This is a genomic window from Kitasatospora papulosa (genome assembly GCF_000717245.1).
Lineage (GTDB): Bacteria > Actinomycetota > Actinomycetes > Streptomycetales > Streptomycetaceae > Streptomyces > Streptomyces papulosus.
The window spans coordinates 158,859-179,859 of the sequence record NZ_JNYQ01000005.1 but is presented as its reverse complement, the minus strand read 5'-3'; the positions used below and the strand labels follow the sequence as shown (position 1 = coordinate 179,859).

General features: G+C 71.5%; 20 protein-coding genes. 4 read left to right on the top strand and 16 right to left on the bottom strand.

What is annotated here, in order from left to right:
- Positions 1–29: 29 nt before the first annotated feature.
- The 8 genes from IA22_RS0118090 to IA22_RS0118055 all read right to left on the bottom strand — a co-directional run bounded on the left by IA22_RS0118090 (position 30) and on the right by IA22_RS0118055 (position 6,835).
- Entirely contained in the window at positions 30–686 is a 657-nt protein-coding gene (locus IA22_RS0118090) for a hypothetical protein (protein ID WP_238991969.1), read from the bottom strand.
- 390 nt (positions 687–1,076) lie between these two features.
- On the bottom strand, positions 1,077–1,514 hold the full coding sequence (locus tag IA22_RS0118085) for a peptidase inhibitor family I36 protein (protein WP_014155767.1): 438 nt from the start codon (positions 1,512–1,514) through the stop codon (positions 1,077–1,079).
- A gap of 178 nt (positions 1,515–1,692) precedes the next feature.
- On the bottom strand, positions 1,693–2,181 hold the full coding sequence (locus tag IA22_RS0118080) for a GNAT family N-acetyltransferase (protein WP_014155766.1): 489 nt from the start codon (positions 2,179–2,181) through the stop codon (positions 1,693–1,695).
- A 33-nt stretch (positions 2,182–2,214) separates the two neighbouring features.
- On the bottom strand, positions 2,215–3,012 hold the full coding sequence (locus tag IA22_RS0118075) for an SDR family NAD(P)-dependent oxidoreductase (protein ID WP_030124164.1): 798 nt from the start codon (positions 3,010–3,012) through the stop codon (positions 2,215–2,217).
- Complete coding sequence (locus tag IA22_RS0118070) at positions 3,009–4,169, bottom strand: serine hydrolase domain-containing protein (protein ID WP_014155764.1); 1,161 nt, start codon at positions 4,167–4,169, stop codon at positions 3,009–3,011. The genes IA22_RS0118075 and IA22_RS0118070 overlap by 4 nt, the downstream gene beginning before the upstream one ends.
- A gap of 77 nt (positions 4,170–4,246) precedes the next feature.
- Positions 4,247–5,017, bottom strand: coding sequence for an energy-coupling factor ABC transporter ATP-binding protein (locus IA22_RS0118065; protein WP_014155763.1), 771 nt, complete (start codon positions 5,015–5,017; stop codon positions 4,247–4,249).
- Positions 5,014–5,775 carry a cobalt ECF transporter T component CbiQ gene (gene cbiQ, locus IA22_RS0118060; protein WP_030124163.1) on the bottom strand — a complete coding sequence of 254 codons (762 nt, stop codon included), beginning with the start codon at positions 5,773–5,775 and terminating at the stop codon, positions 5,014–5,016. The genes IA22_RS0118065 and cbiQ overlap by 4 nt, the downstream gene beginning before the upstream one ends.
- A gap of 1 nt (position 5,776) precedes the next feature.
- Complete coding sequence (locus IA22_RS0118055; RefSeq protein WP_014155761.1) at positions 5,777–6,835, bottom strand: energy-coupling factor ABC transporter permease; 1,059 nt, start codon at positions 6,833–6,835, stop codon at positions 5,777–5,779.
- Between the two features lie 176 nt (positions 6,836–7,011).
- Here IA22_RS0118055 and IA22_RS0118050 point away from each other — a divergent pair, with 176 nt between their 5' ends.
- Positions 7,012–7,425, top strand: coding sequence for an SsgA family sporulation/cell division regulator (locus IA22_RS0118050; protein ID WP_014155760.1), 414 nt, complete (start codon positions 7,012–7,014; stop codon positions 7,423–7,425).
- Positions 7,426–7,596: 171 nt separating this feature from the next.
- Here the strand turns inward: IA22_RS0118050 and IA22_RS0118045 are convergent, their stop codons facing one another.
- Together IA22_RS0118045 and IA22_RS0118040 are read right to left on the bottom strand one after the other, a co-directional pair.
- Positions 7,597–9,810: an MMPL family transporter gene (locus IA22_RS0118045; protein WP_015577532.1), complete on the bottom strand. Its 2,214-nt coding sequence runs from the start codon at positions 9,808–9,810 to the stop codon at positions 7,597–7,599.
- Positions 9,811–9,949: 139 nt separating this feature from the next.
- Entirely contained in the window at positions 9,950–10,522 is a 573-nt protein-coding gene (locus tag IA22_RS0118040; protein WP_014155758.1) for a TetR/AcrR family transcriptional regulator, read from the bottom strand.
- Positions 10,523–10,701: 179 nt separating this feature from the next.
- On the opposite strand from IA22_RS0118040, the gene IA22_RS0118035 reads away from it, so the two are divergent.
- A complete protein-coding gene (locus IA22_RS0118035) occupies positions 10,702–14,175 on the top strand; it encodes a S41 family peptidase (protein ID WP_030124162.1) in 3,474 nt (1,157 codons plus the stop codon).
- Between the two features lie 148 nt (positions 14,176–14,323).
- On the opposite strand, the gene IA22_RS0118030 is transcribed toward IA22_RS0118035, so the two are convergent.
- The 4 genes from IA22_RS0118030 to IA22_RS0118015 form a co-directional block, all read right to left on the bottom strand.
- Positions 14,324–14,545, bottom strand: coding sequence for a hypothetical protein (locus IA22_RS0118030; protein WP_015577534.1), 222 nt, complete (start codon positions 14,543–14,545; stop codon positions 14,324–14,326).
- Positions 14,546–14,631: 86 nt separating this feature from the next.
- The gene (locus tag IA22_RS0118025) at positions 14,632–15,516 is read right to left on the bottom strand and encodes an SDR family oxidoreductase (protein ID WP_014155755.1); all 885 of its coding nucleotides are present in this window, start codon (positions 15,514–15,516) and stop codon (positions 14,632–14,634) included.
- On the bottom strand, positions 15,513–16,469 hold the full coding sequence (locus IA22_RS0118020; protein ID WP_014155754.1) for an alpha/beta fold hydrolase: 957 nt from the start codon (positions 16,467–16,469) through the stop codon (positions 15,513–15,515). The genes IA22_RS0118025 and IA22_RS0118020 overlap by 4 nt, the downstream gene beginning before the upstream one ends.
- Positions 16,466–17,989 carry a flavin-containing monooxygenase gene (locus IA22_RS0118015; RefSeq protein ID WP_015577537.1) on the bottom strand — a complete coding sequence of 508 codons (1,524 nt, stop codon included), beginning with the start codon at positions 17,987–17,989 and terminating at the stop codon, positions 16,466–16,468. Before IA22_RS0118015 ends, IA22_RS0118020 begins: the two co-directional genes overlap by 4 nt.
- 169 nt (positions 17,990–18,158) lie before the next feature.
- Between IA22_RS0118015 and IA22_RS0118010 the strand changes: the two genes are divergently transcribed.
- Positions 18,159–18,809, top strand: a complete 651-nt coding sequence (locus tag IA22_RS0118010; RefSeq protein ID WP_030124161.1) for a MerR family transcriptional regulator — start codon at positions 18,159–18,161, stop codon at positions 18,807–18,809.
- Between the two features lie 18 nt (positions 18,810–18,827).
- On the opposite strand, the gene IA22_RS0118005 is transcribed toward IA22_RS0118010, so the two are convergent.
- Positions 18,828–19,643: an exodeoxyribonuclease III gene (locus tag IA22_RS0118005; protein ID WP_014155751.1), complete on the bottom strand. Its 816-nt coding sequence runs from the start codon at positions 19,641–19,643 to the stop codon at positions 18,828–18,830.
- Between the two features lie 50 nt (positions 19,644–19,693).
- On the opposite strand from IA22_RS0118005, the gene IA22_RS0118000 reads away from it, so the two are divergent.
- Positions 19,694–20,182 (top strand): GNAT family N-acetyltransferase, encoded by a 489-nt coding sequence (locus IA22_RS0118000; RefSeq protein ID WP_014155750.1) that lies wholly within the window; start codon positions 19,694–19,696, stop codon positions 20,180–20,182.
- Positions 20,183–20,199: 17 nt separating this feature from the next.
- On the opposite strand, the gene IA22_RS0117995 is transcribed toward IA22_RS0118000, so the two are convergent.
- On the bottom strand, positions 20,200–20,985 hold the full coding sequence (locus IA22_RS0117995; RefSeq protein ID WP_014155749.1) for an SAM-dependent methyltransferase: 786 nt from the start codon (positions 20,983–20,985) through the stop codon (positions 20,200–20,202).
- Between the last annotated feature and the right edge of the window lie 16 nt (positions 20,986–21,001).

The following is a 21,001-nucleotide window of genomic DNA, read 5'->3' as shown; positions in this document are numbered from 1 at the left end:
GGACCCCGGGTGCCGGGAGGCGGCCCGCGTCAGTCCCGGCCGGTGACCTCGCGGGCCGCGGCGGCCTTCGAGGTATGCACCTCTTTCAGCTTCGCCAGTTCGGCTGGCTCGGCGGCGATCATCTTCTTCTGGATCGCGGTCTCCGCGGAGAACCACGTCCGGAGGAGCCCGACCCGGGTCTTGCACTCCATGTCCGCCCGCGCGGTCTCCACCTCACGCTTGCTGATGCCCTTGTCCAGGAAGCGCTCGTCGCCGAGGGCCGCCAGCGGATCGGAATAGGTGTACCCGCGCTCCGTCATGCAGTCGGACCACCGGCGGACGGCTTCCCGCACCCGGGAGTCCTCGACGGATTCCTGATAACTGCGCCTCGCGATGCCGCTCGCGATCTCCGCGCCGGCCGGGTACCGGTGGTCCGCGTCCAGGGACTCGGCGGCCTCGCCCCGGCAGCCGCGGGCAGGGATGTCCAACGCCGGGTCCGCCTCTCCGTCGATCCCGGCGGACCTGCCGTAGAGGGCGATGAGCGTGGTCGTGCTCAGGCCCTTGTTCGGGTTGAACGAGGCCTTCGGTGGCAGGTGGTAGCCGTACCGGGCGGCGTCCTCGGCGCTCGACAGCCCGTACCTCCGGTCCGAGGCCCTGGACACCCCGGGTGCCTTCCGGGCGGTGTAGGGGAGGCCCAGCCTCTTCATGCAACGCTCGGTGAGCACATCCTCCGCGGCACCGATGTCCGCGTTCTGCGCCTCCGTATAGGAATACTCGGCGATGGGCAGCCGGAAGGTGAAGTCCTCGGATGCGGACGGGGAAGCGCCACCGGATCCAGCGGCACCCGGCGATGCGTTCGTCCGCCCCGCGTCCGCATCATTTCCGCCGGATTCCGCCGGCCCGGAGCAGCCCGCGAGAAGCCCGATCGAGAGTACGAAACCCGACGCGGCGACAACACGGAAAGGGAAGCTTTTTCTTTTCACCTGATGAGCGCCGATCCAGGGTGCGGAATTCAGAGGAACGAGAAGTGTCGGCACCACGGCCGCCGGCCACCCGGTGTCACTTCCGGGCACCGGGCAGCCGTGGCGGCGGACGGATCAGAACTTGTAACAGCTCGATCCGCTGGTGTCGAACTTGAACGACGCGTTGTTGTTGTACGTGTTGCGCAGCTGATCCGCGATCGCGTAGAACGTCAGGGTGTCGCAGGCACCGCCGTAGTTGCTGTTGTAGAAGATGGTGGTGCTGCTGTTGGCGTCGTTGATGGCCGACGCCGCATTGTTCTTGACGGTCACTCCCTTACCCGCACCGGACGTCAGGAAGGTGTAGGAGGCGAAGTTGGATACGTTGCTGCCGTAGAAATAGGTGCTGGAGCCCTGCCGGTTGCTGTTGTAGTACAGCCGCAGACAGCCGGTACCCGCGCTCGCGTCGCAGGAAGCCCCCGCTGCCGCGCTCGCCGACGGAGCCGCTACCAGAAGCGTGGCGGCAGTGACCGGAACCGAAAGCGCGGCAATAACCCGGGCGCGCGAAAAAGCCATGATGAACCCCCTGTTGGCATGGGCAATTACTTCATGATCCTAACGATCGATCAAGTAATGCCGCAAGCGTTATCAGTAATGGGCGGTCCGGGCGTTTAGCCACCCAATTTTTGTGACCTGTCCCCGGACGTACCGAATGTCGACCGGCCGACGGCAGGCGGAAGCGGGCCCCGTCCTGTCACCCCGGCACGGCGGCCGAGGCGGCCAGTTCCACGACCACCTCGTCGTCCTCGGCCTCGCCCGTCGGGCGGAACCCGAGCGAGGTCCAGAGCGCCGCGGCGGCCGTGTTGGCCGGGTCGTAGGACAGCCGGATCACCTCGCAGCCGTCGCGGCCCGCGAGCCACTCCGCGAGCGTGCGCGCGGCGGCGCGCCCGACCCCGGTGCCCTGCTCGGGGCCGTCGACCAGCACCCCGCCGATCCAGTACGAACCGTCCTCGTCCCGGGCCCACATCACATGGCCGAGCGGGACGTCCCCGGCGTGGACGGCGAGTGAGTGCCAGGTGTCCTCGCGCGAGGAGAGAAGCAGATAGCGGGCCGCGAGCGCGGGGGCGAAGTCGCGCTGGCCGTCGAGCGGCGCGACGTCCGCGACCGCGCGCCAGGTGTCGTCGGTGACCTCGCGCAGGGTGACGGGGCGGCCGGTCCGGTCGGTGTAACCGTGGTCGATCATCGGGGGAGAGTAGAGCGTGGGCCGCCGCCCCCGCTACCGGGTTTCGGTCTCCCCCGTCATCGCCTCGCGGAACCCCGTGTTGACGGCGAGGAGACCGCCGTCCACCCGCAGCGTGATCCCGGTGATCCACCGCGCGTCCGGGGAGGCGAGGAAGGCGACGGCGGACGCGACGTCGTCCGGTTCGCCGATCCGGCCGAGCGGGTAGAGGGCGCTCGCCCTCGCGAGTGCCTCGTCGCGGCCCGCCCAGGCATCCGTGCGGATCGTGCCGGGGGCGACGAGGTTGACGCGGACACCGCGTGGTCCCGCGTGGCCCGCGAGCGTACGCGTCAGGCTGGCCAGGCCCGCCTTCGCGGCGCTGTAGGCATGCCCCCCGAAGTCCTGCTCGCCGTTGACCGAGCCGATGCTGACGATGGCGCCCCGGCCGGAGGCGACCAGGTGCGGCAGCGCCGCACGGGAGCAGCGGTAGGGGCCGTTCAGGGTGATGTCGAGGGTGCGGGCCCAGGGTTCGTCGGTCTCGTCCTCGAAGAGCGGGGCGTCGTCGTGGTTGGCGTAGGCGTTGTTGACCAGGACGTCGAGCCGGCCGAACGCGGCGACCGCGTGGGCCACCGCCGCGTCGACCGCCGCCCGGTCGCCCACGTCGCAGGCCAGGGATTCGGCGGTGCCGCCCGCCTCGCGTATCGCGGCCGCCGTGCGCTCGGCGCGTCCGGCGTCGAGGTCGGTGACCAGGACGGCCGCGCCCTCGGAGGCCAGCCGGCGGGCGGTGGCCGCCCCGATGCCCTGTCCCGCGCCGGTGAGGAGCGCGGCGTACCCGTGGAAGCGAGGAGGAGTCATAGCGCCGACCGTACTGCCCTGACCAGGGCCTGGGCACGGGGATCGGCGGTGACTCCCTTCTGCAGACCGTTCGTCACATAGCCGAGCGCGATACCCGATTCGGGGTCGGCGAAGCCGAGCGAGCCCCCGCGGCCGGGGTGCCCGAACGATCCGGGGCCGAGAAGCGGCGCGGACGGGCCGTGCAGCATGTAGCCCAGCCCGAAACGGGTGTTGACGACGAGCACCCGGTCCGGCCCCGCGGACTCCTCGGTGCGGGCCAGCGTGAGGGTCGCCGGGGCGAACAGCCGGTGCCCGTCGACCTCGCCGATCATGGCGGCGTAGCAGCGGGCGAGTCCCCGCGCGGTCGCGACGCCGTTGGACGCGGGGAGTTCGGCCGCGCGGTAGCCCGGGTCGTTCTCGTCGGGGAAGGGGTCGATCGCCCCGAAGGCGCGCCGGGTGAGCGAGTCCGGGTCGCCGTAGGCGTCGACGACGGACCGCTTGGGGCGCATCCGCAGGGCACCGCTGCCTTCGGCCGGCGGGGGTTCGACGGGGCCGATCCGTCCGATCCGGTGCGCCTCGTCCTCGGGGAGCCCGAACCAGAAGTCCAGGCCGAGCGGGCGTGCGATCTCCTCGGCGATCCAGCGGCCGATGGTCCGCCCGGTGACCCGGCGGACCAGTTCCCCGACGATCCAGCTGTAGGTCTGGGCGTGGTAGCCGTGGTCGGTGCCGGGCTCCCACTGGGGCCGCTGCTCGGCGACGGCCCTGGGCCCCGACACCTGGTCGGCGGCCTCCTCGGGGGTCAGCGTCGTGTCGAGGGCGGCCACTCCGGACCGGTGGGCGAGGAGGTGGCGCACGAGGACGCGCTCCTTGCCGTTGGCCTTGAACTCCGGCCAGTACGTACCGACGGGCGCGTCGAGGTCCACCTGGCCGCGCTGGTGCAGCAGGAGCGGCACGGCGGCCGCGATCCCCTTCCCGGCCGAGCGGACGATCTGCACGGTGTCCACGGCCCAGGGTTCGGCGCCGTCGACGTCTCTCGTCCCCGCCCACAGGTCCACGACCTTGCTGCCGTGGTGGTAGAGCGCGACGGCTGCCCCCCGTTCGCCGCGCTGCTCGAAGTTACGGACGAAAGCGTCCCGTACCACCTCGAATCCCGGTGCCACCGTGCCCCGTACGTCCACGCCTGCTCCCGCGCTCCCGCTCATCCCTCCATGGTGCATCGCGTCCCCGGTGGAACGGGTGGCGGGTCACCCTCTGTTCACGGACGCGGAACGGACACGGAACGCGGGTCGAAGCCGAAGGGCAGCTCCAGCCGGTGCTCGCGCATGAGCGCCTCGTCGCACAGCAGGTCCTGGGTGCGGTCGTCGGCGGCGATCACCCCGTCACTGAGGACGACGGCGCGCGGGCAGAGCTCGAGGGCGTACGGCAGGTCGTGGGTGACCATCAGCACGGTGACGTCCAGGGACCGCAGGATGTCGGCGAGTTCGCGTCGTGAGGCCGGGTCCAGGTTGGACGACGGCTCGTCCAGCACGAGGATCTCCGGCTCCATGGCGAGGACCGTGGCGACGGCCACCCGGCGGCGCTGGCCGAAGGAGAGGTGGTGCGGGGGCCGCGCCGCGTACTCCGCCATGCCGACCCGCTCCAGGGCGGTCGTGACCCGCCGCTCCAGCTCGGGTCCGCGCAGCCCCGCCGCGGCCGGGCCGAAGGCCACGTCCTCCCGGACGGTCGGCATGAAGAGCTGGTCGTCGGGGTCCTGGAAGACGATGCCGACGCGGCGCCTGATCTCCGCCAGGTTCTTCTTCTCCACGGGGAGCCCGGCGACGCGGACGGTTCCGGCGCCCGCGTCGAGGATGCCGTTGAGGTGGAGGACGAGGGTGGTCTTGCCCGCACCGTTGGGACCGAGGAGTGCGACGCGTTCGCCGCGGGCCACGGTCAGGTCGACGCCGAAGAGGGCCTGATGGCCGTCGGGGTAGGCGTAGGCGAGGCCGCTGACCTCGAGGGACGGCGCGGGGGCGGTGGGCAGGCTCATACGGTCCATCCCAGCAGACAGACGACGAGGGCGAGCACGGGGAGTGCCGCGGCGTGCGCCCACTGGGTCCGGGTCGCGGTCACCTCGTCGATCACCGGCATGGTGCCGGTGTAGCCGCGGCTGACCATCGCGAGGTGGACGCGTTCGCCCCGCTCGTAGGAGCGGATGAAGAGGGCGCCCGCCGTCTTGGCGAGGACGCCCCAGTGCCGTACGCCGCGCGCCTCGAACCCGCGGGAGCGCCGGGCGATCGACATCCGCCGCAGCTCGTCGCCGATCACGTCGCCGTAGCGGATCATGAAGGACGCGATCTGGACGAGCAGGGGCGGCAGGCGCAGCCGCTGGAGGCCGAGCAGCAGGGAACGCAGCTCGGTGGTGGAGGCCAGGAGCACGGAGGCGGCGACGCCGAGGGTGCCCTTGGCCAGGACGTTCCAGGCGCCCCAGAGTCCGGGGACGCTGACGGAGAGGCCGAGGAGTTCGGTCTGCTCGCCGGGGACGACGAACGGCATGAGCAGCGCGAACGCGACGAACGGCACCTCGATGACCAGGCGCTTCAGCAGGAAGCCGGGCGAGATCCTGGCGACCGCGGCGACACCGGCGAGCAGCGCCGCGTACAGCGCGAACGCCCAGACCGCCTCGCGCGGGGTGGAGACGACGGCCACGACGAAGCAGAGGACGGCGGCGAGCTTGCAGTGCGGGGGGAGCGCGTGGACGGGTGTGGTCCCGTGCCGGTAGAGCCTGTGCGCGTGGCCGGCCCCCATGTCAGACGGACCCGGTGGTGGTGCGGGCGTCGGATCCCTCGGACGTACGGCGGCTGCGCACCGCCCAGAAGACGCCGCTGCCGACGACGACGGTGGCACCCACGCCGATCACTCCGGCGAGGCCTCCGGAGAGGCGGGCGTCGGTGATGTTCCTGACGCCGTAGTCGGCGAGCGGGGAGTCCGCGGCGCCGTGCTCCTGGGCCTTCTCGTCGATGCCCTGGTCCGCGGCGACCTTCTCCAGGCCGTCGGGGTTCGCGGAGGCGTAGAAGGAGACGAAGCCCGCGAGGACGAGCGCTGCGGCCAGGCCGGCGGCCCAGACCGTGCGGGTGGAGCGGGCCGCGACGGGCGCGGGTGAGGGGGTGGCGGCCGGTGCGTCGACGAGTTCGCCGTCGATCCGGAGCTTGAGCGGGGCTCCGGTACCGCGGGCGCCGTGCACGAGGTCGGGGCGTACCGCGATCACGGCGCCGACGGTCAGGGCGGTGATCGCCGCCTCCCCGATCCCGATCAGGACGTGGACGCCGACCATCGCGGTGAGGACCTTGCCGAGGGGGACGTCGGTGGTCCCGCCGATCGCGTAGATCAGGGTGAAGGCGAGCGCGGCGGCCGGCACGGAGACGAGTGCGGCCACGAAGGCCGCGGCGGTCGTCGAGCGGCGGGTGCGGGGCAGCACCCGGGTCAGCCCGCGGAAGAGGAGGTAGGCGACGACGGTGGTGACGACTCCCATCACCGTGATGTTCACGCCGAGCGCGGTGAGCCCGCCGTCGGCGAAGAGGATGCCCTGCATCAGCAGGACCACCGCTATGCAGAGCACCCCGGTGTACGGCCCGACCAGGATCGCCGCCAGGGCCCCGCCCAGGAGGTGGCCGCTGGTGCCCGCCGCGACGGGGAAGTTCAGCATCTGCACGGCGAAGATGAAGGCGGCGACGAGCCCGGCCAGCGGAGCGGTCCGCTGGTCGAGTTCACGCCGGGCGCCGCGGAGTCCGACGGCGACCGCACCGGCGGCGACGACACCTGCGGCGGCGGAGACGGGTGCGTCGATGAAACCGTCGGGTACATGCATGGAGTGGCTCCGCTTTCGGACGTTGCTGCTGGCGGGGTCGGAAACGCTCCACTATAGAGCGCTCTTGCAAAGAGTTCGCAAGAGCGCAGTGACGACAACTGACGGCACCCCGAAATGCCTAAATGGGAAGATATGGGACATTAGGGGGAGAGATTTTCACACAGGAGGAGCCGGCCATGTCCCTCGTGATCCAAGAACACGCCCGAGCCCGGCTCATCACCGACGGCCCCGACCCCCGCCTGGTCCCCGTCGAACTGCGCTACGACCCCGAGGATCCGGAGACCGTCCAGGTCCGGCTCCCCGGGGGTGTCGACTGGGCCTTCGCCCTCGACCTCCTGGAACGCGGCCTGCGCTCCCCCGCCACCCGCGACGACATAGGGATATGGCCGTGCGGCCGGGCCCAGCTGGTCGTCGAACTGCACGCGAAGGACGGCGTCGCCGTCTTCCAGTTCGACAAGGCGCCCTTCATCCGTTTCCTGTCGCAGATCCGAGCGAGGACGCCGAAGCGCCCTGCGGCCGCCAGGACGACCAGGCCGGCTCCGGCCGGTGCGGCGGCCACGGAGGCGGAGGCCACCGCCACCCGCGCCTGACCCCGGACACATGAGAGCCCCCGTGCGGCGCGCACGGGGGCTCTCCCTCGCCCCGGCCCCCGTCCCCACAGGTAACCGGCGCTCCGGGGCGCGTTCCGCTCATCCGCTCGGACTCGGCCCCGGGGTCGTCGCGGTGCGCGCCGCGGCTCGCACCGCGACGCGCACCACCGGTCAGGCGCGGACCAGCTCCCGCTCCCCGCCGCCTTCGGCCGGGCCGTCGGAGAGGTCCTCGCGCAGGCCCTCGCCCTCCACGTCCACGTTGGGCAGGACGCGGTCCAGCCAGCGCGGCAGCCACCAGGCACGCCTGCCGAGCAGCGCGAGCACCGCGGGCACGACGGCCATGCGGACCACGAAGGCGTCGAAGAAGACGGCGATGGCGAGCGAGAAGCCGATCATCTTGATCATCTGCTCGGAGGAGCCGATGAAGCCGGCGAAGACGGCCATCATGATCACCGCGGCGGCCGTGACCACCCGGGCACCGTGTTTGAAGCCGGTGACGATCGCCTGGCCCGGCGTCTCCCCGTGGACGTACGCCTCCCGCATCCGCGTGACCAGGAAGACCTCGTAGTCCATGGCGAGGCCGAACACCACACCGACCATGAAGATCGGCATCATGCTCATGATCGGGCCCGTCTGCTCGACCCCGAAGAGCGATCCGAGCCAGCCCCACTGGAAGACCGCGACGACGGCGCCGAGCGCCGCGACCACCGAGAGCAGGAAGCCCAGGGCCGCCTTCAGCGGGACGAGGACCGAGCGGAAGACCACCATCAGCAGCAGGAACGCCAGGCCGACGACGAGCGCCAGGTAGGGCAGCAGGGCGTTGTTCATCTTCTCGGAGAAGTCGATGTTCATCGCCGTGGCACCGGTGACCAGCACCTCGGCGCCGGTGTCGTCCTTGATCTGCGGGCCCGCGTCACGGATCGCGTGGACGACGTCCTCGGTCTCCGTGGAGCTCGGCCGGTCCTGCGGGACGACCGTGATGGTCGCCGCGTCGCCGGCCTTGTTGAAGGCTGCCGGGGTGACGGCGGCGACGTGGCCGATGCCCTCGATCTCCTGCGACACCCGGTCGACGGCGCTCTTGCCGTCCGAGGCGCCCTTGGTGTCCACGACGACGAGCAGCGGACCGTTGAACCCGGGGCCGAAGCCGTCGGAGAGCATGTCGTACGCCTGGCGCTGCGTGGTCGACTTCGGCTGGGCGCCGTCGTCCGGCAGACCCATCTCCAGCGAGGCGGCCGGTACGGCGATGGCGCCGAGACCGAGCACACCGACCAGCAGCACCCACACCGGCCTGCGCAGCACGAACCGCGCCCAGCGGGTGCCCATGTTCGGCTTCGCCTCGGGCCTGTTCTCCGCCTCGGCGGCCTTGCGCGCCCTGCGCCCCATGATCCGCTTGCCCGCGAAGCCCAGCATCGCCGGGACGAGGGTGAGCGCGATGAGGACGGCGATCGCGACCGTGCCGGCGGCGGCGAAGCCCATCTTGGACAGCATCGGGATGTTGACGACGGCGAGGCCCACCAGGGCGATGACGACCGTGAGGCCGGCGAAGACGACGGCGGATCCCGCCGTGCCGACGGCCCGGCCGGCGGCCTCCTCGCGCTCCCGGCCCTCGGCCAGCTCGGCGCGGTAGCGGGAGACGATGAAGAGCGCGTAGTCGATGCCGACCGCGAGGCCGATCATCATCGCGAGCGTGGAGGTCGTGGAACCGAGGTCCAGCACGTTCGCCAGCGCGGTGATCGTGGACACGCCGATCCCGACCCCGATCAGGGCGGTCAGCAGCGGCAGCCCGGCGGCGATCAGGGACCCGAAGGTGATCACCAGCACCACGGCGGCGATGGCGACGCCGATGATCTCGGTGGCTCCGGTCTCCGGCATCACCTGGAGCGCATCACCGCCGATCTCCACCTGCATGCCGCTGCTCTGCGCGTCGTGACCGGCGTCCTCCAGCGCCTCCCTCGTCCCGTCGGTCAGCTCCATCGAGCTGACCTTGTAGGAGACGGAGATGTAGGCGGTGGAGCCGTCCTCGCTCACCGCCTCGGCGGCGAAGGGGTCGGCGACCGAGGCGATCTGGTCCGAACCGGACTTCAGATCGCCGACGATGCCCTTGATCTCGGCCTTGTTGGCCGCGGAGGTCACCTTCTCGTCCCCGGGTGCCTTGAACACGACCCGGGCGGTGGCGCCGTCGGCGCTGCCTCCGGGGAAGCGCTCGTCGAGCAGGTCGAAGGCCCTCTGGGCCTCCGTTCCGGGGATCGAGAAGGAGCTGGAGGTGGCGGTGGACGCGGAGGCCGCGCCGAATCCGGCGAGCGCCAGCAGCGCGACCCAGATCAGGGCGACGTAACGGCGGCGCCGGAACGCCAGCCGTCCGAGTTTGTACAGGAATGTAGCCACGGCGGGGTACTCCCGGTCGGGTCGTGGAGTGGAAAAGGGCGTGAGGAACCAGCCCGACGACGAGAGCGGCGTGTCAGGTGGAGCGTCGGGGAGTCAGTTCGTACGGAGGGTCGTGCGGTGAGGACGGAGAGCGGGGACGTCAGACGCCGAGGGCGGGGAACACCACGGCTTCCGCGTAGTCGATGAGGAACGCCTGGTCGACGGTCCGGTCCTCGACGAGCTCACGAGCGGCGAAGGCACCGATCATCATGTGCGGAAGGAAGGACAGCGCCGGATTGTCCGGACGCACTTCACCCCGGTCCACGGCCCGCTGGAGCATCAGTCCGAGACCGGTGAGTTCCGGCTCGATCAGCAGCTCGCGCAGCGCCTGGAAGAGGTCGGGATTGCTGTGGACGGCCTGACCGAGCCCCCGCATCAGCGCGGAGTTCTTCTCCATCTGGCAGTCGTCGGTCCGCTGGAGCACGGCATGGAAGTCACCGCGCAGCGAGCCGGTGTCGATCTCGGCGAGCTGCACCGGCTTGTTGTGCCGCAGCGCCTTGACGACGAGTTCGGGCTTGCTCCCCCACTGACGGTAGAGGGTGGCCTTGCTGGAACGGGTTCGGGCGGCAACGGCGTCCATGGTCAGGGCTTCGTAGCCGACCTCGCCGAGAAGATCGAGCACGGCTGAGTACAGCTCACTCTCGCGCTCGGGCGTGAGCCGGCTGCGTGCCATGGGTCGACCTCCTCTTGAATTGCGCCTGCTGGATGGTACGTCAGCCGAAGATCAACTGACGGAACGAAACTGTTTCGTACACTTAGAAGGTACTCCCCTCCCTCAGCGAAACGAAACTGTTTCGCTTGTGTCCTGCACCACAAGTTGCCGCGGGCCCTTCACGCGGAAAGCATTGGAGGGTGAGTGACGACGTCGCGTATCTCCGTTTCCCCCACCTCCACAAGGACTTGCTCTGCTTCGCGGCGGAGGACGACCTGTGGGTCGCCCCCCTCGCCCCGGCAGGACAGCGGCCCGGCCGGGCATGGCGGCTGACCGTCGACCGGACCAGGGTCGGTCATCCGCGCTTCTCGCCCGACGGCAGCCGTATCGCCTACACGACCTGGCGCACCCTCGACCCCGAGATCCACCTCGTCCCCGTCGACGGCGGCCCCGCTCGCAGACTCACCCACTGGGGGTCGACCGACGCCCGGGTGTGCGGCTGGAGCCCCGATCCGGGGGACTCGTCGCAGATCCTGGCCGTCTCCTCGCACAACCAGCCGTTCTCGTACTTCTCGTGGGCGTACAGCGTCCCGACCGACGGCAGCCCGGGCGGGAAGCTCCCCTGGGGGCCCGTCTCCGACATCGCGGTCGCCGACGTCGACGGTGAGCGGCGGACCCTGCTGCTCACCGGGAAGCCGCCGCACGAGCCCGCGGCCTGGAAGCGGTACCGGGGCGGCGCCATGGGCCGGCTGTGGCTGCACGGCGAACGGCTGCTGCCGGACATCGGCGGCCATCTGGACGCCCCCATGTTCGTCGGGCGCCGGATCGCCTTCCTCTCCGACCACGAGGGCGTCGGCAATCTGTACTCCTGCCTGATGGACGGCAGCGATCTGCGCCGGCACACGGACCACGACGCCTTCTACGCCCGGCACGCCTCCAGCGACGGCCACCGGGTCGTCTACCAGTGCGGCGGCGACCTGTGGCTGGTCGAGGACCTGGAGTCGCCGGACGCGGTGCCCCGGAAGCTGGAGGTGCGGCTCGGCGGTCCACGGACCGGCCGGCGCACGTACCAGGTGCCGGCGTCCAGCCATGTCGACTCGCTGTCCGTGGACGAGACGGGCCGCGCGAGCGCCGTCTCCGTGCGCGGCAGCCTGTACTGGCTCACCCACCGCGACGGCCCGGCCCGCACGATCGCCGACACCCCGGGCGTACGGGTCCGGCTGCCGGAGATGCTGGGCAGCAGCGGACGGGTCGCCTACGTCACGGACGCGGAGGGCGACGACGCGGTCGAGATCGCCTACCTCCCCCGGGCCAGCGGTGACCGCCCGCCCCGGCGGCTGGCCGCCGGACGGCTGGGCAGGGTCCACGAGATCGTCTCCGACCCGGAGGGCGAGCGGCTGGTCATCGCGTCGAACGACGGCCGGCTGCTCCTGCTGGACACCACGGAGGACACCGTCGAGCCGGCCCTGGGCCTCCTGGGCCCGGACGGGGACCCCGCGGAGGCGTCCGTAGCGTCCGAGGTGCCGGACGAGGGTGTGGCCCCACCGCGGACCGTCGCCCCGCTGGACGTCCTCACCGGGCCGGCCGGCCCCGGCGACGGCCCACCGGACGACGGGAACCCGGCGGCAGGGGCCCCGGCCCCGGACGACGGGCTCACCGAGCTCATCCGCTCCGTGAACGGCCCCGTCCGCGATCTGGCGTTCTCCCCGGACGGCCACTGGCTGACCTGGTCGCACCCCGGCGTCGGCCGCTCGCTGCGGCAGATCAAACTCGCCCGGATCACCGGACCCGGCGCCCCGGTGATAGTGGATGTCACCAACGGCCGCTTCGAGGACGAGAACCCCGTCTTCACTGGCGACGGCCGCTATCTCGCGTTCCTGTCCTGGCGCGGCTTCGACCCGGTGTACGACGTCCACACCGGCGACCTCTCCTTCCCGCTGGGCTGCCGCCCGTACCTGGTCCCCCTCTCCTCGGCCACCCCCTCCCCCTTCGCGCTGCTCCCGGACGGGCGGCCCGCGGCGGGTGGCCTGGACCCGGTGGACGTCCCCGAGGGCCCGGTCGAGGGCACGACGGTCATCGTGGAGTTCGAGGGGCTGGAGAACAGGGTGACCCCGTTCCCGGTGTCGGCGTCGAAGTACTCGGCGCTCCGGCCCGTCAGCGGCGGCGGTCTCGTCTGGCTGCGCTGGCCGATCTCCGGCGCTCTGGGCGAGACGTTCGCGAACCCGGCGGACATGTCGGGCCGCCCCACACTGGAACACTTCAACATCGCCAAGGCCCGCAGGACCGAACTGGTCGCCCACCTCGACTGGTTCGCGGTCAGCGGGGACGCGACCCGGCTGGTCGTCATGGACGACGGCGAACTGCGCGCCGTGCCGTCCAACGAGAGCGGCGACAACGACACGACGGTCTTCCTCGACCTGCGCCGCATCCTCCACGACGTCGACCCTGCGGCCGAGTGGCGCCAGGCGTACGGGGAGGCGGGGCGGATCATCCGCTCCTACTTCTGGGAACCCGACATGTGCGGCATCGACTGGGACGGCGTACTGGACCAGTACCGGCCCCTGGTCGAACGGGTCGCCTCACCCGACGAGTTCGCCGACCTGCTGCGTGAGGTGCTCGGCGAGCTGGGCACCTCCCACGCCTACGTCTCACCCGCCCGCCGCAACGAGGGGCCTCCGCACTACCAGCGGGCGATCGGGCTGCTGGGCGCCAACCTCGTGTGCAGGGACGGCGAGTGGATGGTCCAGCGCATCCTGCCCGGCGACTCCTCGGACTCCAAGGCACGTTCACCGCTCGCCGGTGCGGGCATCCGGGAGGGCGCCGTACTCACCCACGTCGACGGCAGGCCGGTGGACCCGGTCGCGGGACCGTACCCGCTGCTGACGGCGGCGGGCGGCACGACGGTGGAGCTGACGTTCCGCCCGGCCGGGGGCGAGTGCGGCGGCAGGTCACGCCGTATCGCGATCGTCCCCCTGGTCGACGAGCGTCCGCTGCGCTACCAGGACTGGGTCGCCAAACGGCGTGACGTCGTACGCGAGTTGAGCCACGGCAGGTGCGGCTACCTGCACATCCCCGACATGGGCGGCTCCGGCTGGGCGCAGTTCAACCGCGATCTGCGGCTGGAGGTGGCGCGCCCGGCGCTGATCGTGGACGTACGGGGCAACGCGGGCGGCCACATCAGCGAGCTGGTCGTCGAGAAGCTCACCCGCACCATCCTCGGCTGGGACCTGACGCGCAACGCCCAGGCGGTCTCGTACGCGTCCAACGCCCCCCGGGGGCCGGTCGTCGCCCTCGCGGACGAGGCCACGTCCTCCGACGGGGACATGATCACCGCCGCGTTCCGGCTGCTGAAGCTGGGGCCCGTGGTGGGCCAGCGGACCTGGGGCGGGGTCGTCGGGATGACCGGCCGGCACCGCCTCGGCGACGGCACGGTGATCACGGTGCCGATGAACGCGGCCTGGTTCGACACCTACGGCTGGGCCGTCGAGAACCACGGCGTCGAGCCCGATCTGGAGGCGCTGCGCACCCCGCTCGACTGGGCCGAGGGCCGCCACGCGGTCCTGGACGACGCCGTCAGGGTGGCCCTGGACCTCCTGGCCGCCCACCCGGCGGCCACGCCGCCCAGCTACGACACGGCACCGAACCTGCGCCGCCCCCCACTCCCCCCGAGGTGACCCGGCGGGGCCCGCCGCCCCCCACTCCCCCCGAGGTGACCCGGCCGGCTCCCGCACGGGAAGGGACGCCGGGCACCCGCACGCGAAGGGGCGTACCCGGCAACCGGGTACGCCCCAACCGACCACAGACGCTCAGAGGCGTCGACCGTCAGCGCTCGGAACGCTCACGCGCACGGTCCGCGGCGTCCTGCGCGCGGTCCCGCGGCTCGGGCCGACGGCCCTGAGCCTGGCCCTGGGCCTGGCCACCGGCGCGACGCGGCGCATCGGCGGAGCGCTCGCGCGCCTCACCCTGCTTGCCGCCCGCCTTCTGCTGCTTGGCCTGGTCGGCGAGCTCCTGCGCCTTGTCCTTGAACTGGTCTGCGATTCCCATGCTGTTCACTCCTATGTGGGTGCGTGGGGTCGGCCCCGGTGGGACCTCGCTCAGACTTACACACCCGGACATTCACCGCATTTCGATCATCTGCCCTGTACGCGCTCCGTCTGGTCGGCCCGGCCTCCGGCCCCCACGAGCCCCTTGCCGACGCCGTCGAGCCGGGGCCCGAACCGCTTCATCTCGCGCTGGCCCACGGCCCCTATGACCGTCGGCAGATAACCCCGGATCGACTGCATCCCGCGCAGCCACCACTGGGCGTAGACGTGCGCGGAGCGCCGTTCGATCCCCGCCACGATCCGGTCGACCGCCGGACCCAGGGGGTAGGTGCGGTTCGTCGGCCAGGGCAGCCGCTGCCTCAACTCCCGCATGACGTCGTCCTCGTCGGCGCCGCGCACCATGTCGGTGTCGGTCCAGGACAGATAGCCGACCCCGACCTTCACACCCCGGTGGCCGACCTCGCCGCGCAGGCAGTGGGCGAACGCCTCCACGCCGGACTTGGACGCGCAGTAGGCGCTCATCATCGGCGCCGGGGTGATCGCGGCCAGCGACGCTATCTGCAGGAAGTAGCCGCGGCTCTCCATCAGTACCGGCAGGAACGCGCGCGCGGTCACCGCGCCGCCTATCAGGTTCACCTCGATCACCCGCCGCCAGGCCTCCGGATCCGAGTCCACGAGCGGACCCCCGGTGGCGACACCGGCGTTGGCGACGACGACGTCGACCTTCCCGAAGCGCGCCTTGACCTCTTCGGCGACCCGGCTCATCGCCACGTGGTCGGTGACGTCCGCGTGCCAGTGGTCGCTCTCGGAGTGCAGCCGCTCCGAGACCTTCTTCAGCTCGTCCGGCTCCAGGCCGACCAGCGCCAGCGTGGCGCCGCGCGCCGAGAGTTTGCGGGCCAGCAGTTCACCCACCCCCCGCGCCGCGCCCGTGACGACGACGACCTGTCCTTCGAGACTCCGCCTGCCGCTCATGCGACCTCCTCCTCGCTCACGGCTTCCGCCGCGCTGCCCGCACCTTCAAGAGTGACGTACGAGGCCACCAGCTCGCGGAGCTTCGCGGTGACCACCTCGGGCGCCTCCACCGGTGTCATGTGCCCCATGCCCGCCAGTTCGGTGAGCCCGAGACTGTGCGGCAGCGCCGCCTCGACGGCCCGCGCGTGCACGGGCGGCGTCAGCCGGTCCTCCGTACCCGCGATCACCGCGGTCGGCAGACGCAGCTCACGCACCCGCGCCTCCAGGTCCAGCTCCGCGAGCACGTGCCCCCAGGCGACACGCGCCCCGCGGGGACACGCATGCACGATCCTGGCACACGTATCCACCCGTTCCGGGGCAGAACCGCGCCCCATCGTGGCGTACTTGAGAATCACCTTCGACACCGCGTTGACCGGCCCGAGGGGCGCACGCGCGCCGAGCACGGCGGCCGTCAGCCGGGTACGGAGCGCGCCGGCCCGCAGCGGCAGCACCAGCGACTCGGCCGTCAGCCGCGAGCTGCCGGTGCTGCACAGCAGCACCGCCGCCCCGTGCTCCCGCACGGCGGCCCGTCCGGCGGCCGCCATCAGCGTCATCCCGCCCATGGAGTGCCCGCCGAGCACCGCTTTCCGCCCCGGTTCGAGCGTGGCCTTCAGGACCGCTTCGAGGTCGTCGGCCAGCGCACGCGTGCTGTATCCGCCGGGGCCGGCCTCCGGGCTGCGCCCGTGGCCCCGCTGGTCGTAGACGACGACCCGGTGGTCCACCGCCAGGTCACGCACCTGCGCGTCCCAGAAGCGGGTGTTGCAGGTCCAGCCGTGCGCCAGGACCACGGCGGGCGCGTCCTCGGGTCCGTGCAGTTCGACGTGGACGCGCGCGCCGTCGGCCGAGACGACGCTCAGCTCGCGTACGGGCACGGGTACGGACGCGCTGTCCGCCGTCTGCGTCAGCCGGCTCATCGTGCGGCCTCCTCGGTCACGGCCTGTGCCGCGGTTCGGGCGGTGGCGGGGGCACGGACGACCTCGTACTCACCGAGGTCGACCGATCGGGTGGCCCGGCGGAACTCGGCCGTCGTGCCCGGCCAGACGGTGGTGTTGCGGCCGTTGGCGTCGAGGTACCAGCTGGTGCAGCCCCCGGTGTTCCAGACGGTCCGCTTCATCCGTTCCTGGACCCGCCGGTTCCAGGCGCCGACGGCGGAGGGCCTCGCGTCGAGTGCGGCACGGCCGCCCAGCACGTCCAGCTGGCGCATGTAGTCGGCCATGTAGTTCAGCTGGGACTCGATCATGAGGATCATGGAGGAGTTCCCGAGCCCCGTGTTGGGGCCGATGATCGTCATCCAGTTGGGGAATCCCGCGGCGGTCGCCCCCCGCAGCGCCTGCATCTCGTCCTTCCAGGACTCGGCGAGGGTGATGCCGTCGGCACCGACGACCCGACTGGCGATCGGCATGTCCGTCACGTGGAAGCCGGTGCCGAGGATGATCACGTCGGCCTCGGTCTCCGACCCGTCCGAACCGACCAGGGTCGACCCCCGCACCTCGGACAGTCCGGAGGCGACCACGTCGACATTCGGCTGCGCGAGCGCCGGGTAGTAGGCGTTGGAGAGCAGGATGCGCTTGCAGCCGATGCGGTACGAGGGAGTCAGCTTGGCCCGCAGCGCGGGGTCCTTGATGGCCCGCGCCATGTTGGACTTGGCTATCGACTCGACCAGCCCGAGCTGGTTGGGGTGCTTGGTGAAGGCCCCCACCTGCAACTCCCGGATGCCCCAGAGGAGTCCGCGCCGCGCGGTGGCGGTGAACGGCAGCGCCCTGTGCAGCCACTTCTCGGCGCCGCTGATGGCCCGGTCCATACGCGGCATCACCCAGGGCGGGGTCCGCTGGAAGAGGGTGAGCCGGCCGGCCTTCGGCTGGATCTCCGGGACGATCTGGATCGCGGAGGCACCGGTGCCGACCACGGCGACGCGCTTGCCGCTCAGGTCGTAGTCGTGGTCCCACTGCGCGGAGTGGAAGACCTTGCCGGGGAAGTCGGCCAGCCCCGGGATGTCCGGCAGCTTCGGGTCGGAGAGCGGCCCGGTGGCGGACACGACCGCGTCGGCGGTGATCGTGGCACCGTTGGCGGTCTCGATCACCCAGTGCAGTTCGTCGTTGTCCCAGCGCATGACGGTGACTTCGTGGTCGAGCCTGATGTGCGGGCGCAGCCCGAAGGTGTCGGCCACGTGCTCCAGGTAGGCGCGGATGTGCTGCTGCCCGGAGAAGGTGCGCGGCCAGTCGGGGTTGGGCGCGAACGAGAACGAGTACAGGTGGGACGGCACGTCGCAGGCGCAGCCGGGGTAGCTGTTGTCGCGCCAGGTGCCGCCGACGGAACCGGCGCGTTCGAGGACCAGGAAGTCGGTGATGCCTTCGCGACGGAGACGGACCGCGGCTCCGAGTCCCCCGAATCCGGATCCGATCACCGCCACTCGTACGTGCTCGTGCTGGGCCATGCTGCCGCCTCCCCGCGGTACGTGCCACGACTCTGCCAGCAATCACTGGCATGGTTGGGAGGGTAGAGCAGCTCCGTACCGATGGGTAGGGGGCGGGACGAGGAAAGTTACCGGCGGTACAACATAGGGTGCGGGGGTGGCTGAAGGACGCGAGCACCGTGAGTACCGCATGGAGGAGCTGGCCGAGGAGGCCGGCATCACCGTGCGCACCCTGCGCTTCTACCGGGAGCGCGGCCTGATCCAGCCACCCCGCCGCGAGGGCCGCATCGCCTGGTACGACGACCACCACCTGGCCCGGCTGCGCACCATCACGGGCCTGCTGGAACGGGGCCACACCCTCAACGGCATCGCCGACCTCGCCGCCACCTTCGACAGCGGCCGCGACGTCGCCGAGGTGCTGGGCCTGGGCGAACCCTCCGAGGAGACCCCGGTCCGGCTCACACCCGAGCAGCTCGCCGACTACTTCAAGGACCAGGCCACGGCGGAGAACCTCTCCGCGTCCATGGAGCTCGGCTACCTCGGGATCGACGGCGACGAGATCGTCCACATCAGCCGGCGCCTCCTGGACGCCTCGTCGGAACTGGTGCGGGCCGGCGTCCCGCTCGACGCGGTGCTCTCCTCGGGCCGCCAGGTCCGTGAGCACGCCGACGCCCTGGCCGACCTCTTCGTACGCGTCCTGCGCACACACACCGCGGACAGCGATCCCGGGCAACTGCGCACGCTGGCGCACGCGGTGGTGGACGCCGAGCTGTCGATGGCGCTGGACCGCAGACTGCGCGAGGACGGCGATCCGGACGAGCCCGGGCGTCCACGGCCCTGAGGGCCCTCCCGGCGGCCCTCAGCGCTCGTAGGTGACCGTCACCGGCGCGTGGTCGCTCCAGCGCTCGCCGTGCGTGGCGGCCCGCTCCACCCACGCCTTCGCCGCGCGCCCGGCGAGCCCCGGCGTCGCCACCTGGTAGTCGATCCGCCAGCCCGCGTCGTTGTCGAAGGCCCGGCCCCGGTAGGACCACCAGGAGTAGGGACCCTCCTGCTCCGGATGCAGTGCCCGGACCACGTCCACGTACGCCGCCTCGTCGAACACCCGGGTCAGCCACTCCCGCTCCTCGGGGAGGAAGCCGGAGTTCTTCCTGTTGGACTTCCAGTTCTTGAGGTCGGCCTCACGGTGGGCGATGTTCCAGTCGCCGCAGACCACCACCTCGCGGCCGCCGGCGGCCGCCCGCGCCTTCAGCCCCTGGAGATAGGGGAGGAAGGCCGCCATGAAGCGCTCCTTCTCCTCCTGCCTCTCCGTGCCCACCTCTCCGGACGGCAGGTAGAGGCTGGCGACCGTCACTCCCGGGAGGTCCACCTCGATGTAGCGGCCGGAGGTGTCGAACTCCTCGCTCCCCGGCACCTCGAACCCGCCGAACCCGATCTGGACACGTTCCGGCGCACGCCGCGTGAGGATGCCCACACCCGCACGCCCCTTCGCCGCGGCGGGCGCGTACACGGCGTGCCAGCCCTCGGGCTCACGCACCTCGTCCGGGAGCTGCTGCGCTTCCGCGCGGACCTCCTGGAGGCAGATCACCTCGGCCTCGGTCCGCCCCAGCCACTCGACGAAGCCCTTCTTCACGGCGGCGCGGATCCCGTTCACGTTCACGGTGGTAACAGTCAGCATCCAGGTACAGTACCTACGCGGGACGTGCGCATACATGTACCATAATTCGCATGAATATCCAGCCGCGGCCGTTCGACCACCCCGACGCCGTGAAACTCAACGACTTGGTGCAGCTCGAGTACGCCGAGCGTTACGGCGACGAGGGCGACGTCACACCGCTCGACGCCACCATGTTCGATCCTCCGCACGGGCTGTACCTGCTCGCCTACGACGAGCAGGACCGCCCGCTGGCCACCGGCGGCTGGCGCAGCCAGGAGCGGAACGCGGAGGGCTACTCCGACGGCGACGCCGAGATCAAGCGCATGTTCGTGATCGCCGAGGGCCGCGGCCGGGGCCTCGCGCGCCGTATCCTCGCCGCCCTGGAGGCCGACGCGCGCGCCGCCGGCCGCACGCGCATGGTCCTGGAGACCGGGGACCGGCAGCCCGAGGCGATCGCGCTGTACACGTCGAGCGGCTACACGGTCTGCGAGAAGTTCGGCCACTACCGCGCGTACGACAGCAGCATCTGCATGGCCAAGCCGCTGGCCGGGCCCTCCTGACGGACCGCCACGGCCGCCTAACGCACCCGCGCCACCCCGACGTGGAACCCGCTCCGCTCGTACACCGGGGCCGGCTCCTCCCGGTACCACTCGGGCGCGGTGACCAGCCCCGGCCCGACGAGCTCCAGCCCCTCGAAGAACGGCTCGACCTCCGCACGCGTACGCATCCGCAACGCGATCGCGCCCTTCCTGTACGCGGACTCGGTCTCCGTCCGGAGCTCCGGATGCTGGTCGGCGGTCCCGTGCGAGAGAACCAGGTAGCTCCCCGCGGGCAGCGCCCCGACCAGGGTGCGGGTGATGCCGTACGGATCCTGCTCGTCGGGCAGGAAGTGCATCAGCGCGATGAGGGACAGCGCGACGGGCCTGGTGAAGTCCAGCAGTTCCGCGGCCCGTTCGAGGATCGCCTCCGGCTGCCGCACATCGGCGTGGATGTAGTCGGTCGCGCCCTCGGGGCTGCTCACCAGGAGCGCCTCGGCGTGACGCAGCACGATCGGGTCGTTGTCCGCGTAGACGACCCTGGCGTGCGGGGTGACGGCCTGGACGACCTGGTGGAGGTTGGGCGCGGTGGGGATGCCGGTGCCGATGTCCAGGAACTGGTCGACACCCTGCCCGGCGAGCCAGGCGGACGCCCGGTGCATGAACGCCCGGTTCCGGGCCGCGTTCGCCCGCGCCTCGGCCGGCAGCCTCTCCGCGACCTCCTGGTCGACCGGATAATTATCCTTGCCTCCGAGCAGCCAGTCGTAGACCCGTGCCGGGTGCGGCTTGCTGGTGTCGATCCGGGAGCTGGGTGTACCGGCTGTCACAGGGCGCCCTCCATGC